Source organism: Methylomonas sp. 2F7 (assembly GCF_057126975.1).
Genome location: NZ_CP195203.1, coordinates 2,227,932 through 2,243,117, shown reverse-complemented (window position 1 = coordinate 2,243,117; position 15,186 = coordinate 2,227,932). Strand labels below are relative to the sequence as shown.

Below are 15,186 nucleotides of genomic sequence, written 5' to 3'. Positions count from 1 at the left end.
TAAACAGATGTTGCTAGCGCCATTTCTAAACCAATGCCAACACCAACCCGACGCGCTGGCTTTGCAAGAGCAAGATCGGCAAGTCAGTTATCGGCAATTGCTACAACAAGCGCAAACTATCGCCGTCGCCTTGCAGGCAAGGGGCATCCAACCCGGCCAGCCAGTAGCGATTCATCTGGATCGCGGCATAGACGCCGCCAGCGCGCTGTTCGGCGTTCTGCTGGCCGGAGCCTGTTATGTGCCACTGGACTTGAAAAACCCAGCCTCCAGACTGAGCTTTATCGTCACTGATGCTCAGGTTTGCGCAGTCTTAGGCTCGGGTTCCGCGCCGGATTGGTTGGATGAAAACTTGTGGTTGGACATTGCCAGCTTTAGCGAAGGCGTTCCGGAGCCAATCGAAATTCCCGCCGAAGCGCTGGCCGCGATTTTGTACACCTCCGGCTCCACCGGCCAGCCGCGTGGCGTAGCGCTCAGTCACCGAGCGATTTCGGCATTCGCTTCATGGGCAACCGGCTTATTGAAACTAACAGCTGCCGACCGCATCGCCAGCAGCGCGCCGTTCTTCTTCGATCTATCCACCTTTGATCTATATGCAGTATTAGGCGCCGGCGCCAGCCTGCATTTCGTGCCATCCGGTTTAACCATGGCCCCAGCCCGTTTGAGCACCTGGCTAAGCGAACATGCTATCAGTGGCTGGTACACCGTGCCCTCGCTGCTGGCCTTCCTGACCTATAAAGGCAACTTGGCGCAAACACCTTTGGCAGCGTTGCGCTTTCTCATCTTCGCCGGCGAAGTGTTTCCCACCCCGGCGCTGATCGATCTGGCCGCCGGTTTGCCGCAGACGGCCTTGTACAATTTCTTCGGCCCTACCGAAACTAATGTCTGCTGCTATTGGCCGGTGGCGAGGGAACGCTTGATCGCGGAACAATCCATCCCCATCGGCCTGCCTGCCGCTGGCTGCGAACTATATATCGACGCCGAAACCGGCGAGCTCTGGGTACGCGGACCGACGCTCGCCAGCGGCTACTGGCGCGACGGTCACGTGAAGTATTTTATGAACGCTGACGGTTGGTATGCCACTGGCGACCGCGCCAGCCAGGAACAAAACGAATACCGCTTCCATGGCCGCCTGGGCCGCATGCTGAAATGCTCCGGCTACCGCGTCGAACCGGCGGAAATTGAAGCAGTTGTGAATGCCATCCCCGGTGTCAAAGCTTGCGCGGTGATCGGCATAGACGATCCGACTGCCGGCCAGCGTCCGGCATTAGCGGTGGTTTTAGAACTGGGAATGAGCATCGCCGAGGTGCGCAAAACACTGAATATACAATTGCCGGCCTACATGCAACCGAGTCGTTATCTGGTTTTGGAGGAGTTGCCGCTATTGGCGAATGGGAAGTTGGATTACGGCAAAGTGCGGAGCTTACTAGTAGCGTAAAGTTTAGGCGGAAAACCATCAGACTGCGTTTATTGCTGGGCATACTGCAATCGGCGATGATATACGGAAACTTCACAATCATTTGTTGGAGCTCGATGGTGATTCACGAATCGCACTACTGGAAAGCACCGTTGGTTAGAGCCGCTGGCTGGCTCAATCTATTGCGAGTCAATGATAAAAACAGCGAGGCGGCATTGGCGCGCGCTGAACGCGAAATATTTATCGGCTTCTATGCAATCAGGAAGCTACTCAGCACATTCAAACTCTCTGAGTCAACGAAGCAACTCAAATACGAAATTGAGTGGTTTCCGGGTAAGCCGGGGCGGGCGGTCGACTACTTCAATCGAAGTGAGATCGACGAGCTATTCGACCTAAATCAGAAGTCAGTTGAAACTCGCGACATCGGCTTTCTCTGCAATCAAGTAGTGCACAGCTTCATCTTCATTATTACGCTCGGTGAGAAAGGCGAACTGGAGGGGTTCTTTCTCACTTCTGACACCATGCGCTATAGGCGGCTTTACTTTGTCTCAATCGGTTCAGTTCTTCATGCTTTTCGCACCGTTGGGAAAGACTACCCCTCAAAGCAGAGTCTCAAACGAAATGAAGAGACTGGCCAATGGGAGGCATTCGACGGCGAGCCCTAACCCTTCAATCAAGAGGACGTCACCAGGCAAGCCGCGCGCCGCCTCTTATTGAATTCCAGCGAGCACCCAATGGGCCGAAGCGGTTACACCATCACTGAACCTCAGCAAGCGCATTTTATGACCTGCACGGTCGTTGAGTGGCTGCCGGTATTTACCCGACCGGAAACCGTGCAAACCCTGCTCGACTGCTGGCAATTTCAACGGCAACAGGTCGGTTTGAAGCTATACGGTTACGTGGTTCTGGAAAATCACCTGCATTTCATCGCGCAGAGCGCTGCACTGGATAAATGCGTTGCTAGTTTCAAAGCCTTTACCGCGCGGAGAATCATAGATCACTTGCAGGCAAAACAAGCCGAACGCTTGTTGCAACGATTGCGGTTTGCCAAATGTGCGCACAAGCGTGATCGGGAGTTTCAGTTCTGGCAGGAAGGTGTGCATGCGGAGTTGATTCTTAGTGAAGCAATGATGCGGGAGAAATTGGATTATATTCATGCCAATCCGGTGAAGCGGGGTTATGTGAGTTTGCCGGAGCATTGGCGATATTCCAGTCCTTCTAACTATTTGGGACAGGACGGATTGATCGAGATTGACGTATGGTAATTGTGACGCTGGAGCGTCTGAGGCTGCATTCCCACGCTGGAGCGTGGGAACGATAAAAATTCGTAGCCGGGACGCTGGAGCGTAAGAACGTACATAAGATACACAACATTTGGCTTACTTTATGACCTCCTTTAGCCTGATCGACGCCGCCGAGCATGACAAACAATTCATATTTGACGCGTTCAAGCTGTCGATGCGCGATTACGTCGATTGGGCATGGGGATGGGACGATGAATTTCAACATACCGGTTTCTGGAGAAACCTTCAGGTGCAAAACTTCAAATTGATTTGCATCGGCGAAGAACCTGCCGGGGCTATCTATGTGCAGGAGGGCGAGCAAAGTCATTGGGTTCGCACCCTGTTCCTGTTACCTGAATTTCAAAGACGAGGAATAGGCTCCACTTTGCTGGCGCAAGAAGCCATTCGGGCAAAAAATCTCAATAAAAAACTGGTGTTAACTGTCATAAAGATAAACCCTGCAAAACGTCTTTATGACCGAATGGGCTTCAGCGTTATTGATGAAGACCGGGTCTCGTATCACATGGAATTAGGCTGATACTTAAAATTGTGTCGTGCTGGATGGTTGCTCTATGGCCGCCGCCACTCTAGAGCGTTCGGGGCGGCATTCCCATACGTTACAGCAACGGCGAAAAAACTGCCGTCACGGATTCGCCATGTAATCAAAAAATTCCCGTAGCCAATCCTCGCCGCGCTTTTTCGGAAATTGGTTGGGGTGTTTCTTCACCCATTGCAACGCGTAAATCATCGGCACCGAATCAAGGTCTTTGATGTGGCTGGTGCGCCATAGTTTGCGGACAATTTTGGACACCTGAAATTTCAACTCAATATGTCTGACGTGCTCCGGTGTCGGGTTTTGGCAATGTTCGGCCGGCGATGTCACCAGGTATTCCCGGCAGGCCAATGGCCGGACCGGATGGATGGAGCAGCTTTCCGCTTCCAAAAACGGACAGGGCACGCCTTGCTGAAAATAAGTCAGCGCGTGTTGCTGCACCGCTTCGTGGCTCGTACCATCCGCCAGCATTCCTTCGAGCCGGCTCAGCCACTGAATAGCGTCCAGTTTTTCGCAAGCGTCGGCAAAGCGTTGCTTGACCGCCGAACGTCTGGGCTCGGGCATTTGTTCGACCACACCGGCGATTTGATAGGCTTCAAATTCCGCCAACGGCACGACTTGTCGGCAGCAGGCACCGCAGCCGGCTTGGCAGGAGATGGTCTCCTGGTCCGCAACGAAGGCAGCTACTGCGGTTTCGACAAACGTGTTGTTGAGGCGATGCAGTGTCGGCAGCATTGCCACAGGCGTCACCTTTTGCGTCGGCGCGCTGATTTCCAGTTCGATAGGCTTGCCGTAAAGCGTTAGTTTGATGTTGGCTGGTGTGGTTTTGCTCATGCGTGCTGTTATTAATCGTCTCAAGTTTATGCAGGAAGGCAATGAAGGTATTGGCGTTCATGGTGCCCGCAATGACGTCAAAATGGAGGTCGCCGAGCGAGGGCAACTTTGAATACTCATCAGCCTGCGAGTTCTATCAAGCTTCTTGCGGGTTGATCCAAAATTTATGCAAAAAAATATGCTTGCAGAGCTACCATGTCGTGAGCAGAGATCACACGGTTTTCCCGGCTAATATGCTCCTCTTGCAAACCTGGTATGTAAAATTGCCAAGCTTCCAGCGCACCCAGTTCATCCGGAAGAACGGCATCCTTTATCCCCATAGTGCGGCTTGCCGGCGTGGCTCTGCCACGGCTCATTTCCACGGCGAGATTCTGCTTGTGTTTATCGTGCCACTTTTCTTGCGGAGCGAAAGTGCCCCAAAAGCCGGATGCAGTCACTTTTAATGATATTTCGATATAGTTGTCCAGTTCATTCCAGTCAATGGGAACCGCAGACATATAGCGCGCCATCGCACTCATATCAATTTTATTAAGCTTAGCTTGTTCGAATCGGCCAATAGCACCTTCATAGTCTTCCTTAAACGGGCTTACCGCACACCACCATGGCGTTATTCCATACTTGGGATCGGACTTAGCTTCCCCTTTGCTTAATTTGAAAAGTTTGAATCCTGCCGGTAAAGTCTCGACGCGAACCGTGTCTTTAACAAATGCGTCTATATGAGACTGAGGTATATACCAATTGCCAAGCTCTTGCCTTGCTTGGCCTGCCTTAAAATCGCTTATCATCAGACCGTCGTTAACGCCCATAGCCGCTCTCCATTTTTCGTTTTCTTACACCCTTTTCCCAAATCCTGCATTTTTTCATTTCGTCGTTTAACTGACAGTATCAAAAGATCAATAGCTGATTTGGTGATGTAAATTATAGTCAGAAATAACCGCCACTCTTACCGTAGGTCTAAATATTTAAATGTTTATAATGTGGAAATTCCTAATGTTTAACTGTGTTTTTATGTGAATCTTACCTGGGTGTAGTGACTTAAAAATCGGCTGCAAATTGCAGCCCGGCAGCCTGTTGATTGAGCAATGACCAAAAGCCCAACTCTGTTATCATTGCGTCCCGCATGTCGGCAAGCGTGCCGCATCTTATCGATTAGAGTCTTTGTGAATACACCTGAATTTTCGTCCCTGCCGTTAAAACCCGCCCTACTGGAAAACATCGAATCCTTGGGCTACACCCACCTGACACCGATTCAGGCCGAAAGCCTGCCGCATATTCTTGAGGGTAAGGATGTGATTGCCCAAGCCAAGACCGGTAGCGGCAAGACCGCGGCGTTTGGGATCGGTTTGTTGTCGCGGCTGGATTTGAGCAGCTTTAAGGTGCAAGCCATGGTGATCTGCCCTACCCGCGAACTGGCCGACCAGGTATGTAAGGAAATCAGACAATTGGCCCGCTTCACTCAGAACATCAAGGTTCTGGCTCTATGTGGCGGCACACCGTTTGCCCCGCAACGCAGTTCACTAGAGCACGGCGTGCATGTGGTGGTGGGAACGCCGGGCCGTTTGCAGGAACATTTGCAAAAAGCCAGCTTGCGCCTGGATCATTTGAAAGTGCTGGTGCTGGACGAGGCCGACCGCATGCTGGACATGGGTTTTGCCGACATCATCAGCGACGTGATTTCCTATGCTCCCACCCACCGGCAAACCCTGTTGTTCTCCGCGACATACGCGGAGCCGATTCGGGCCTTGAGCCAAAAGTTTCAATTCAAACCGGTGTCGGTCAGCGTCGAAACCAGCCATCATGACAACCCTATCGAGCAGCGTTTTCATCAAGTAGACAAAGCCAAGCGCCTAAACGCTTTGGGTTATTTGCTGGCTTATCATCGCCCGGAATCGACAGTGGTGTTTTGTAACACCAAGCGCGAATGTCAGGACGTTGCGGACACGTTGAGCAATTGCGGCTTTTCCGTGCAGGCCCTGCATGGTGATTTGGAACAAAAAGACCGCGATCAAGTGCTAGTGCGGTTTGCCAACAAAAGCTGTTCGATTCTGGTTGCCACCGATGTCGCCGCGCGCGGCTTGGATATCAAAGACATGCAGGCAGTGATCAATTACGAACTGCCTTGGGACCCGGAAGTTTACGTGCACCGAATCGGCCGCACCGGCCGAGCCGGCGCGAAAGGACTGGCGCTGAGTTTGGTCAGCGAAGCAGAGTTGACCCGCGTCAAAGCGATTGAAGACTATATTGCGGGTTCCGTGAAATGGGATGAAATCGCCCCGTTTAAACTGAGCAGCGAACACCGCTTCGAACCGCCGATGATCACGTTGTGGATAGACGGAGGCCGTAAGGACAAGATGCGGCCCGGCGATATTTTGGGCGCACTGACCGGCACTAACGGCATAAGTGGCAGCGAAGTGGGCAAAATCGATATCTTCGATAAACACGCCTACGTCGCGGTGAAGCGCGGCAGCGCCGATAAAGCCTTGACCTGTTTGCGGGCCGGAAAAATCAAAGGCCGCAATTTCAACGTACGCAAATCGCAATGGAATTAGCTTAAAGGCAAAGGCGTTGTTTGCTCGGCTCTAAAGCGCTGATCGGGCATCCCTCCTTCGCGGGTTTGACAGCCACGGTTGGCTCATCGGCGTCTTGCGCTTGCAGAACACCCGGCAAATAAAACAGCGCGCAGATAGCCGAATAGCCAAAGCCTGCTATACCTATCCCAGCCGATACCTCCTACTTCAAAAGACTCAAGCCCGTGGCGCCTAAAACTCATATCAGTTACCTGGACACCATTCGCGGTCTGGCGGCCTTGGCCGTTATCAGCGAACATTTCGTGATCGCTTATGGACTACCTTGCGAAACGCCGATCTGTCAGCAAGTGCTGGATTTCTCGCCGCTACACATTTGGTGGGACGGCTCGGCGGCGGTTTCGATGTTTTTCGTGCTCAGTGGTGTGGTGCTGTCTATGCGTTATTTTCGGGCCGGGCATATTCCTGATTTGAGCGAATTCCATTTGGCGCGCTTTTTGATCAATCGGATGTTTCGGATCTGGCTGCCTTATTTACTGGTTTTGCTGATCAGCACGGGCCTGTTTTTGCACACGTTCGACAGCGATATACTCCAAACCAGTCTGCCGCCGACCGACTGGATAACCGGCATGTGGCATAAATTTCCGTTAACCCCTGCCAATATGCTGCGCGAGAGCTTTTTATTGAAGTTACCATCCTTGATCGTACTGCTGCCGCAAGCTTGGACTTTAAGTATTGAACTGGTACTGTCTTTGCTATTGCCGGTAGGTTTATTGCTGGCGGGACGCGGCACTTCCTGGCTGGTATTTTTTGGCTTGCTGGCGACCAGCCTGTTGGGTGTGTCGATTTTCTTGCTGCATTTTCTATTGGGTATGACTATTGCCAGACACTATACCGATCTAACCCATTATTTATCCGGTCGGCGCTGGCATCGGCGTTTGCTGCTATTGGCAGGCCTAGCATTTTATACCAGTGCCACGTTTGTACCGTCTGAGTTATTGGGCGATAAGGCCATTTGGCTGGGTTCCGGTCTGGGCGCCGGCCTGATTTTGATGTTCGTATTAGGTTCTAAAGATGCACAAAGGTTGCTGTCGCAGCCGGTGTTAAGGCAAATCGGCAAAGTGTCTTACAGCGCTTATCTCAGCCACATGGCTATCCTGATATGCCTGACGCCGCTTGTCTTAAAATTTCTGGAAGGGTTTACCGAAAACCGGTTGGCGCTTTGGTTTGGCGGCTGGCTTATCACCATAGTCTGTGTACAAGGCGTTTCTCTGCTGTTTTATCACTGGCTGGAGATACCCAGCATGAGTTTGGGACGACGCGTGACCGATGCAATAGCCGCCATCGGCAAGCCGACGCTATAATCCCAACCAATCACTCCATTTCCTAGGCACTTCATCATGCGACTTGCTGCCCTTTCGACAATATTATTAGGCGTTGCCGTTTTTTGCGTTAGCTACGAGGTTAAGGCCGGCTCAACGGCCCAAGACTGGGCAAAAATTACCACACCGACCCAGGAATCCAGCCAAAGCATAGGCACCTACACCAGCGGCTGCATCAGCGGCGCGGCGACCCTGCCCCTTGACGGCCAAGGCTATCAAGTCATGCGCTTGTCCCGCCATCGCTATTATGGGCACCCCAATTTAATCGGCTTTATCCAGCACTTGGGCCAATTCAGTGCTGAACAAAAACTGGGCTCGTTGCTGATTGGCGATTTGGGACAACCGCGCGGCGGCCCGACCTTAAGCGGACATCGTAGCCATCAGTCAGGCCTGGATGTGGATATATGGTTTTTGTTATCCGAACAAGCCAGTAACCGGCAATTAACAGCCAACGAACGCGAAACCTGGAGCGCGCCGTCGGTCGTGAACATGCAAAATGATACTATCGATTACCGGCATTGGTCGTTGGATCTGGCAAAAGTGTTGGAAGCGGCCGCTCAGCAACCGGAGGTTGACCGGATTTTCGTCAACGCCAGTATTAAACAAGAGCTATGCAAAAACAAAAGCGCCGGCTCCGCTGAATGGTTGCGCAAGATTCGCCCCTGGTGGAAACATGACGATCATTTTCATGTGCGCTTGAAATGCCCACCGCATAATCCGCATTGCGACTCGCAAGACCCCTTACCTCCTGGAGACGGTTGCGACGCCAGTTTGGCTTGGTGGTTTTCCGCAGAAGCCAAAGCACCGTCAAAAAATGTGCCGCTGCCACCACCGCCGTTACCGGCATTGTGCGAACAGCTGTTACGGCAGCCATAATTCTCGTGGGAAAACCAAGCTTGTGGGATGAGTCAGGTGCCTCTTCCCACAAGCCTGCCTCGGAATTCTCGGGCTAAAACTCCAGGCGGGCGCCCAGTGTAAATAAATGACTTTCCACGTCCCGGTATCCCACCAGCGCGTCGTAGTTCAAAAAGGCGCTTAAGCCCTGTGCAAAGGTGCCCGATACCCCCGTACCTACCGTAAAATAATTCCGGTCCGGCGCGTTAGTCACCGTGTTAAAGGCTAAGCCGCTGCTGTTATCGCCTAGAAAGCGCACCGCGATATTGCGGCTGCCGTCTTTATACTGATGATGCCATTCGCCGCGCACATTGGGCGTAAACACGCCCCATGCCGTACTAACCGCGTAGGAAATCTGGCTACCAACCGTGGTGGTGACCGACTCGACACCCTGATCGGCAAATGCCATTCCCCAGCCACTGCCGCCTGATTCACTAAAACCGTCGACATCGAGTTTGATGTAATTGGCTTTTACGTAGGGATTAAACAGCCATTGTTTTACCGCAAAGTTATAGCCGCTACCCACGCTAACTGAATATTGGTTCCCGGTAGGCGCAGCTTTGGCAAGCGTATTCACAGTTTCACTGGGTACCGTATATTGGATATGCCGCACCGACGCGTAATCGATGGCGCCCATAGTTGCCACACCGTCGAAATACAAGTTATCCGTTGCGTAGTAAGTACTATAAAGCGCGCCGGTGTAAGCATCGCTATCCAAGGTACCGCCGTTGCGGTCGAAACTGGACTCGGTGCGCGTATAGGTAAACGCAGCACCGACAATCAAATCATTACCAAACCGATAGTCTATGCCGGCATTAATGCTGCCGCTATTTAAGTTATACCCCAGTTGATTGACATCCGTATCGACATTGCCGGTGTTGTAATTTCCGTTGACGAACCCACCCAACCTGTCCCAAACGCCGCCGCTATCGCCAGCCGCGCCGCCAAGCGGATTTGCCAGCGAAGCCAAATTGATCGGCAGCGCACCGCTACCCAAGCCGGCAACCTGAAAGCCGCGAGCGCCGGCTCGCAAAGCAGACATCCGTCCGGCAATCGCGTTGAAAGAAGTACGCGTAGCAGAAACACCTTGCGAAGGTATCTGCTCCGGCGAGGTTTGTTGTAGCGCGTTAAATGTTTGCGGTATCGATTGGTTAAGAGCGGAACCCACTACCGCATCGCAGCGATTCTGAAAATCGTTCGAGTTAATCCCCCGCCCACCTGGACAGGCAATTTCAATCACATTAGCCATATTGCTCTGGCTGGAATTGATGCCGTCGGTATTTTGCAGCAATCCCGCGATAGGCGACACGGCTGGCGTGGCAGCCGAGAAGCTGGAACCTATCAACAGCACGCCAAGTTTTAACCGTACCAGCGGGTAACTAGGGCCGGATATTGCGCCGGTCTTATTTTGCATCGTCATCATTATTTCTCCCCCCATGAAAATGCTTATGTGCTTTAAAAAATCTAAGTATCAAATCAGCAATTTGGTCTTAGCATAGACGATAACGAAAATACCTACATACTTACTGCGAAATTGCAGAAGTTTAAACTTGTTGCCAGGAAATAAATCAGCGTAAAAGTCGGCATCGCTGATGGGTAAATAGTTACAATAAAACTTTATTCTTTAGTTGAGATAGCCATGCCGCACTTCTTACTTCATCAGCAACTAGCCCAAGATTGTTTCAAGGTGGGGAGTTTTAGCCTGTCGGAATTGTTAATGATGAACGATAGCCAATATCCCTGGTTCATCCTGGTACCAAGGCGCCACAATATCAGAGAAATTTATCAGCTTGACCAGGCGGATAGACAGGCTCTGCAAGCCGAGTCCTGCCTACTTGCCGAGACACTTGTAAATATTTATCACCCCGACAAACTCAATATTGCCGCAATCGGCAATCTCGTACCGCAATTGCATTTGCATCATGTGGTGCGCTACCAAACCGATGAGGCCTGGCCGGCGCCGGTATGGGGAAAGCTCGCCAGCCTACCCTATGCGGGCTACCAGACAGAACAACGAATCACCCAGCTCCGCTCCGCTCTGCAGCCGCATTTAATCAATTGAGAATCGAATTAATGTTTTCCGTTACCCATTACGTGGTGTGTGACAACGGCCAAAAATAAGCACAAGGCGTTAAAAAATCCTCATGGACATAATCCAGTTGGAGGATGGGCAAGCGAAAATATGAAATACGCTTTCGGCAGCTGAAATAACCCAATTTTTATGTGATTGACGCTGACAATAAAAGCACGTCACAATCAAAAAAAAGTCGCAAAGTAAGGACAGGTGTTCCGTGAACGGGTAAGTCCAGGTGCTTTTAAATACCCTCAAACTAGACTGTGCGAGCATGACAGGCTCAGAAAATTTCGAGCCTAGTAGGCCGATATCGATTGCTGAAATGCGTCGAGCTTAGGGCAGACTGTGTAAAACTTCAAAAGCCATTGTTACTACCATGCCTATTTTCATCATCTGCTGTTTAATATTAAGCACCCTAACCCTAACCCAAAATGCATTTTTACCCTTACTCAATATAGAGGCCGTATGGGGTGCGTGGGCCTGTCTCGCGGTACTCTTTCTGTTGAGCGGTTGTTTGAAATTAGTACCCGGCAAGATATGGCACGACGGTTTTGCCTGCGCGGGCTTATGGACTTGGTACGGTTACTGGAGCCCGCAATTCAGCGACGGCTCGCCGCAATTCAGCGTGTTTCCGGTCTATTTCGCCTTGCTTAGTAGCTGGATGCTGCTGGGTTTAATTAACAAAAGCCCGCAGTTTGATTGGGAATCGCAAGAATCTTTGCGTTATATGCAAAAATATTTGGCCCGCTTCGACACTTGCGTAGTGGCTGGCTTGGTACTAGTTTGTCTGGCATTGCCGGAGCACTATCTATCCTATCCAATTGCCATGACTTTCTTCATCGTCCGTAGCGCTTTTCAGCGCTGTCTGGAGATTATCGATAGCCTGTAAGTTTGGTAAAACCGAATTGTCAGGCCATACATCGGTTTTACCGTTCCTTTACTAAGTACTTAAGTATTGTCTGCCGGAGCAGTGCGGAAGCCCACCTGAAACTGGGTTACCGCTTGCTCCGGCAAGATGCCTAAAATGCGCGGAGCTAAGCTACTTCCTTGGCCTTATCCTGATAGCTGTCGATTTGATCGAAGTTAAGATAACGGTAGGTATCCGCGCTGGTTTGTTCGATGCTGGCGGCGTATTGCATATACTCGGCAACCGTCGGAATCTTACCCAACAACGAGCATACCGCCGCCAATTCCGCTGAAGACAGATAGACGTTGGCGCCGTTACCTAAACGGTTGGGGAAATTACGCGTCGATGTTGAGACCACGGTGGAGCCTTCCGCTACCCGCGCCTGGTTTCCCATGCACAATGAGCAGCCCGGCATTTCGGTGCGGGCACCGACTTTACCGAAAGTGCCGTAATAGCCTTCTTCGATCAATTGGTTTTGGTCCATTTTGGTCGGTGGAGCCACCCACAAACGGGTCGGCAAGGCCCCGGATTTTTCCAGTAATTTGCCGGCAGCTCGGAAATGGCCGATGTTGGTCATGCAGGAACCGATGAACACCTCATCGATTTTAGTGCCGGCGACTTCGGACAGCGGTTTGATGTCGTCCGGATCGTTCGGGCAAGCTAACAGCGGCTCGGTGATTTCGTTCAAATCGATTTCAATAATTTCCGCATACTCAGCATCCTGATCTGCTTCCATCAATACCGGGTTCGCCAACCAATCTTGCATGGCTTTGATCCGGCGTTGGATGGTTCGGACATCGCCGTAACCCTCGGCGATCATCCATTTCAACAAAGTGATATTGGAATTTAGATATTCGCGAATCGGCGCTTCGTTGAGTTTGATGGTGCAACCGCCGGCGGAACGTTCCGCTGAAGCGTCGGATAACTCGAATGCTTGTTCGACTTTTAAATCCGGCAAACCTTCGATCTCCAGAATTCGGCCGGAAAACACGTTTTTCTTGCCTTGCTTGGCGACTGTCAGCGAACCGCTTTTCAGAGCCGCATAGGGAATGGCGTTGACCAAATCCCGCAAGGTAATACCGGGTTGCATTTGGCCTTTGAAACGTACTAACACCGACTCCGGCATGTCCAATGGCATCACGCCGGTCGCGGCGGCAAACGCCACCAAACCGGAGCCCGCAGGAAATGAGATACCAATCGGGAAACGGGTATGCGAGTCGCCGCCAGTGCCGACAGTATCCGGCAATAGCATGCGGTTCAGCCAGGAGTGAATCACACCATCGCCCGGACGCAGGGACACGCCACCACGGGTCATGATAAAGTCCGGCAAGGTATGCTGCATTTGCACGTCGACCGGCTTGGGATAAGCGGCGGTATGACAGAAGGACTGCATCACCAAGTCGGCAGAAAAACCCAGACAGGCCAAGTCTTTCAGTTCGTCGCGCGTCATTGGCCCAGTGGTATCTTGCGAACCGACCGTCGTCATTTTTGGTTCGCAGTAACTACCCGGTCTGACACCGGCCACGCCGCAGGCCTTACCAACCATTTTTTGCGCCAGGGTAAAACCTTTGCCGCTGTCGTGGGCCACGCCTAAGCGACGGAATACGGCCGATGCCGGCAAGCCCAAAAATTGGCGGGCCCGGTCGGTCAAGCCGCGACCGATAATCAGGGGAATCCGGCCACCGGCGCGGACTTCGTCAAAAATCACCTCGGTTTTTAACGCAAACTCGCAGATTACTTCATCCGTACCATGGCGTTTAACGACACCTTGATAAGGATAAATATCGATCACATCGCCCATCGCCATGCCGGTCACGTCGCATTCGATCGGCAAGGCCCCGGAATCTTCCATGGTGTTAAAGAAAATCGGGGCGATCTTGCCGCCTATACAAACCCCGCCGCCACGCTTATTAGGAATGAACGGAATGTCGTCACCCATGAACCACAGCACTGAGTTAGTCGCGGATTTACGTGACGAGCCGGTGCCGACCACGTCGCCGACGTAAGCCACCGGAAAGCCTTTGGCTTTAAGATCGATGATTTGCTGCTCGGCGTTAGTGATGCCGTCGCGCGGCATTTTCAACATGGCTTTGGCATGCAAGGGAATATCCGGCCGCGACCAGGCGTCGGGGGCCGGAGACAGGTCGTCGGTATTAGTTTCGCCGGTAACTTTGAATACGGTAACTGTGAGTTTTTCCGGTACTTCCGGCTTGGCGGTAAACCACTCGGCATCAGCCCAAGATTGCATCACCTGTTTGGCATAAGCGTTTCCAGCTTCGGCTTTTTCCTGCACATCATGGAAGGCATCGAATATCAGTAGAATTTGCGACAAGGCTTTCGCGGCAATCGGTGCCAACGCGGCATTTTCTAGCAATTCAATCAACGGCGCAACGTTGTAACCGCCAAGCATCGTACCCAGTAATTCGGCGGCTTTTTCCGGGGTCAGCACGGGTGACGTCGCTTCGCCTTTTGCAACGGCAGTCAGAAAACCGGCTTTGACATAAGCCGCTTCATCCACGCCGGCTGGAATCCGGTTGGCCAGCAAATCCATTAGAAAATCGGCTTCGCCAACGGGCGGATTTTTCAATAATTCAACCAATGCCGCGACCTGCTCGGCATCCAAGGGTTTAGGCACTACGCCTTCGGCGGCGCGTTCTGCTACGTGTTTTCGGTATTGTTCTAACATGATGGTTTCCGGTGAAAAGATATTAGGCTTGGGATGCTTCGGCGGCGGCTTGTTCGGCGATAAATGTGCGCATATCGTCGTTATCGACTCTGGCATAAATGTCAGCGACACTGAGAGTCAATCCAACCGATTCGAACGGCACGTCATCGCCGAGAAAATAGTGATTGGAGACCCAGCCTTCGCTACGGCGGCAGACTTCGACGTCGACGATGTCTTGTTCGATCAGTACGTATTCCTCTAACGTCGGGATAGTTTGATACAAGCGGCGCTTGAGGGTTTCGTCGCGGCGACGGGTGGATTTTGACAGCACTTCGACGACCAGTACTGCTGCCTCGGCGTAATAGTCATGGGTGGATGTGTCGTTACAGACCACCATGGCATCGGGGTAAAACAAATAGTTACCGATTTTGAGTTTTACGTCGGAGGAGAACGGTTCACATGGTTGGCCACGCAAATGCACGTGCAACGCGGCAGAAACATTACCTTTAATGCGTTCGTGATTTTTACTGGTTCCAGACATCGCCACCAGTTCGCCTTCGTCATACTCATGCTTGGTATCGCTCAGTAATTCCGCCGCCAGATAATCTTCGAGAGAAATCCAGGTTTGCTCAAACTGTGGTTGCGCGCTCATAAC

General features: G+C 51.9%; 14 protein-coding genes. 9 read left to right on the top strand and 5 right to left on the bottom strand.

The window, feature by feature from the left end; genetic code table 11:
* Positions 1-7: 7 nt before the first annotated feature.
* The 4 genes from ACR64Q_RS10145 (at position 8) to ACR64Q_RS10130 (ending at position 3,235) form a co-directional block, all read left to right on the top strand.
* Positions 8-1,435 carry an AMP-binding protein gene (locus ACR64Q_RS10145; protein ID WP_313734559.1) on the top strand — a complete coding sequence of 476 codons (1,428 nt, stop codon included), beginning with the start codon at positions 8-10 and terminating at the stop codon, positions 1,433-1,435.
* 95 nt (positions 1,436-1,530) lie between these two features.
* On the top strand, positions 1,531-2,079 hold the full coding sequence (locus ACR64Q_RS10140; RefSeq protein WP_313734558.1) for a hypothetical protein: 549 nt from the start codon (positions 1,531-1,533) through the stop codon (positions 2,077-2,079).
* Positions 2,080-2,148: 69 nt separating this feature from the next.
* Complete coding sequence (locus tag ACR64Q_RS10135; protein WP_313734556.1) at positions 2,149-2,679, top strand: REP-associated tyrosine transposase; 531 nt, start codon at positions 2,149-2,151, stop codon at positions 2,677-2,679.
* 121 nt (positions 2,680-2,800) lie between these two features.
* Positions 2,801-3,235, top strand: coding sequence for a GNAT family N-acetyltransferase (locus ACR64Q_RS10130; protein WP_026600728.1), 435 nt, complete (start codon positions 2,801-2,803; stop codon positions 3,233-3,235).
* A gap of 105 nt (positions 3,236-3,340) precedes the next feature.
* Here the strand turns inward: ACR64Q_RS10130 and ACR64Q_RS10125 are convergent, their stop codons facing one another.
* The gene (locus ACR64Q_RS10125) at positions 3,341-4,084 is read right to left on the bottom strand and encodes a YkgJ family cysteine cluster protein (RefSeq protein ID WP_313734553.1); all 744 of its coding nucleotides are present in this window, start codon (positions 4,082-4,084) and stop codon (positions 3,341-3,343) included.
* 164 nt (positions 4,085-4,248) lie between these two features.
* The gene (locus tag ACR64Q_RS10120; protein WP_313734551.1) at positions 4,249-4,890 is read right to left on the bottom strand and encodes a hypothetical protein; all 642 of its coding nucleotides are present in this window, start codon (positions 4,888-4,890) and stop codon (positions 4,249-4,251) included.
* A 354-nt stretch (positions 4,891-5,244) separates the two neighbouring features.
* On the opposite strand from ACR64Q_RS10120, the gene dbpA reads away from it, so the two are divergent.
* The 3 genes from dbpA (at position 5,245) to mepA (ending at position 8,867) form a co-directional block, all read left to right on the top strand.
* Complete coding sequence (gene dbpA / locus ACR64Q_RS10115; protein ID WP_313734550.1) at positions 5,245-6,633, top strand: ATP-dependent RNA helicase DbpA; 1,389 nt, start codon at positions 5,245-5,247, stop codon at positions 6,631-6,633.
* 203 nt (positions 6,634-6,836) lie between these two features.
* Positions 6,837-7,973 carry an acyltransferase family protein gene (locus ACR64Q_RS10110; protein ID WP_313734548.1) on the top strand — a complete coding sequence of 379 codons (1,137 nt, stop codon included), beginning with the start codon at positions 6,837-6,839 and terminating at the stop codon, positions 7,971-7,973.
* 36 nt (positions 7,974-8,009) lie between these two features.
* Positions 8,010-8,867, top strand: a complete 858-nt coding sequence (mepA, locus tag ACR64Q_RS10105; RefSeq protein ID WP_313734547.1) for a penicillin-insensitive murein endopeptidase — start codon at positions 8,010-8,012, stop codon at positions 8,865-8,867.
* A 73-nt stretch (positions 8,868-8,940) separates the two neighbouring features.
* Here the strand turns inward: mepA and ACR64Q_RS10100 are convergent, their stop codons facing one another.
* Complete coding sequence (locus ACR64Q_RS10100) at positions 8,941-10,308, bottom strand: autotransporter outer membrane beta-barrel domain-containing protein (protein WP_313734546.1); 1,368 nt, start codon at positions 10,306-10,308, stop codon at positions 8,941-8,943.
* A gap of 216 nt (positions 10,309-10,524) precedes the next feature.
* Between ACR64Q_RS10100 and ACR64Q_RS10095 the strand changes: the two genes are divergently transcribed.
* Together ACR64Q_RS10095 and ACR64Q_RS10090 are read left to right on the top strand one after the other, a co-directional pair.
* On the top strand, positions 10,525-10,947 hold the full coding sequence (locus ACR64Q_RS10095) for an HIT domain-containing protein (RefSeq protein ID WP_313734545.1): 423 nt from the start codon (positions 10,525-10,527) through the stop codon (positions 10,945-10,947).
* Positions 10,948-11,473: 526 nt separating this feature from the next.
* Positions 11,474-11,848: a DUF2975 domain-containing protein gene (locus tag ACR64Q_RS10090; protein WP_231499571.1), complete on the top strand. Its 375-nt coding sequence runs from the start codon at positions 11,474-11,476 to the stop codon at positions 11,846-11,848.
* 145 nt (positions 11,849-11,993) lie between these two features.
* Here ACR64Q_RS10090 and acnB read toward each other — a convergent pair whose 3' ends face one another.
* On the bottom strand, positions 11,994-14,552 hold the full coding sequence (gene acnB, locus ACR64Q_RS10085) for a bifunctional aconitate hydratase 2/2-methylisocitrate dehydratase (RefSeq protein ID WP_313734544.1): 2,559 nt from the start codon (positions 14,550-14,552) through the stop codon (positions 11,994-11,996).
* 22 nt (positions 14,553-14,574) lie between these two features.
* A complete protein-coding gene (locus ACR64Q_RS10080) occupies positions 14,575-15,183 on the bottom strand; it encodes a Uma2 family endonuclease (RefSeq protein WP_313734543.1) in 609 nt (202 codons plus the stop codon).
* Positions 15,184-15,186 lie beyond the last annotated feature (3 nt).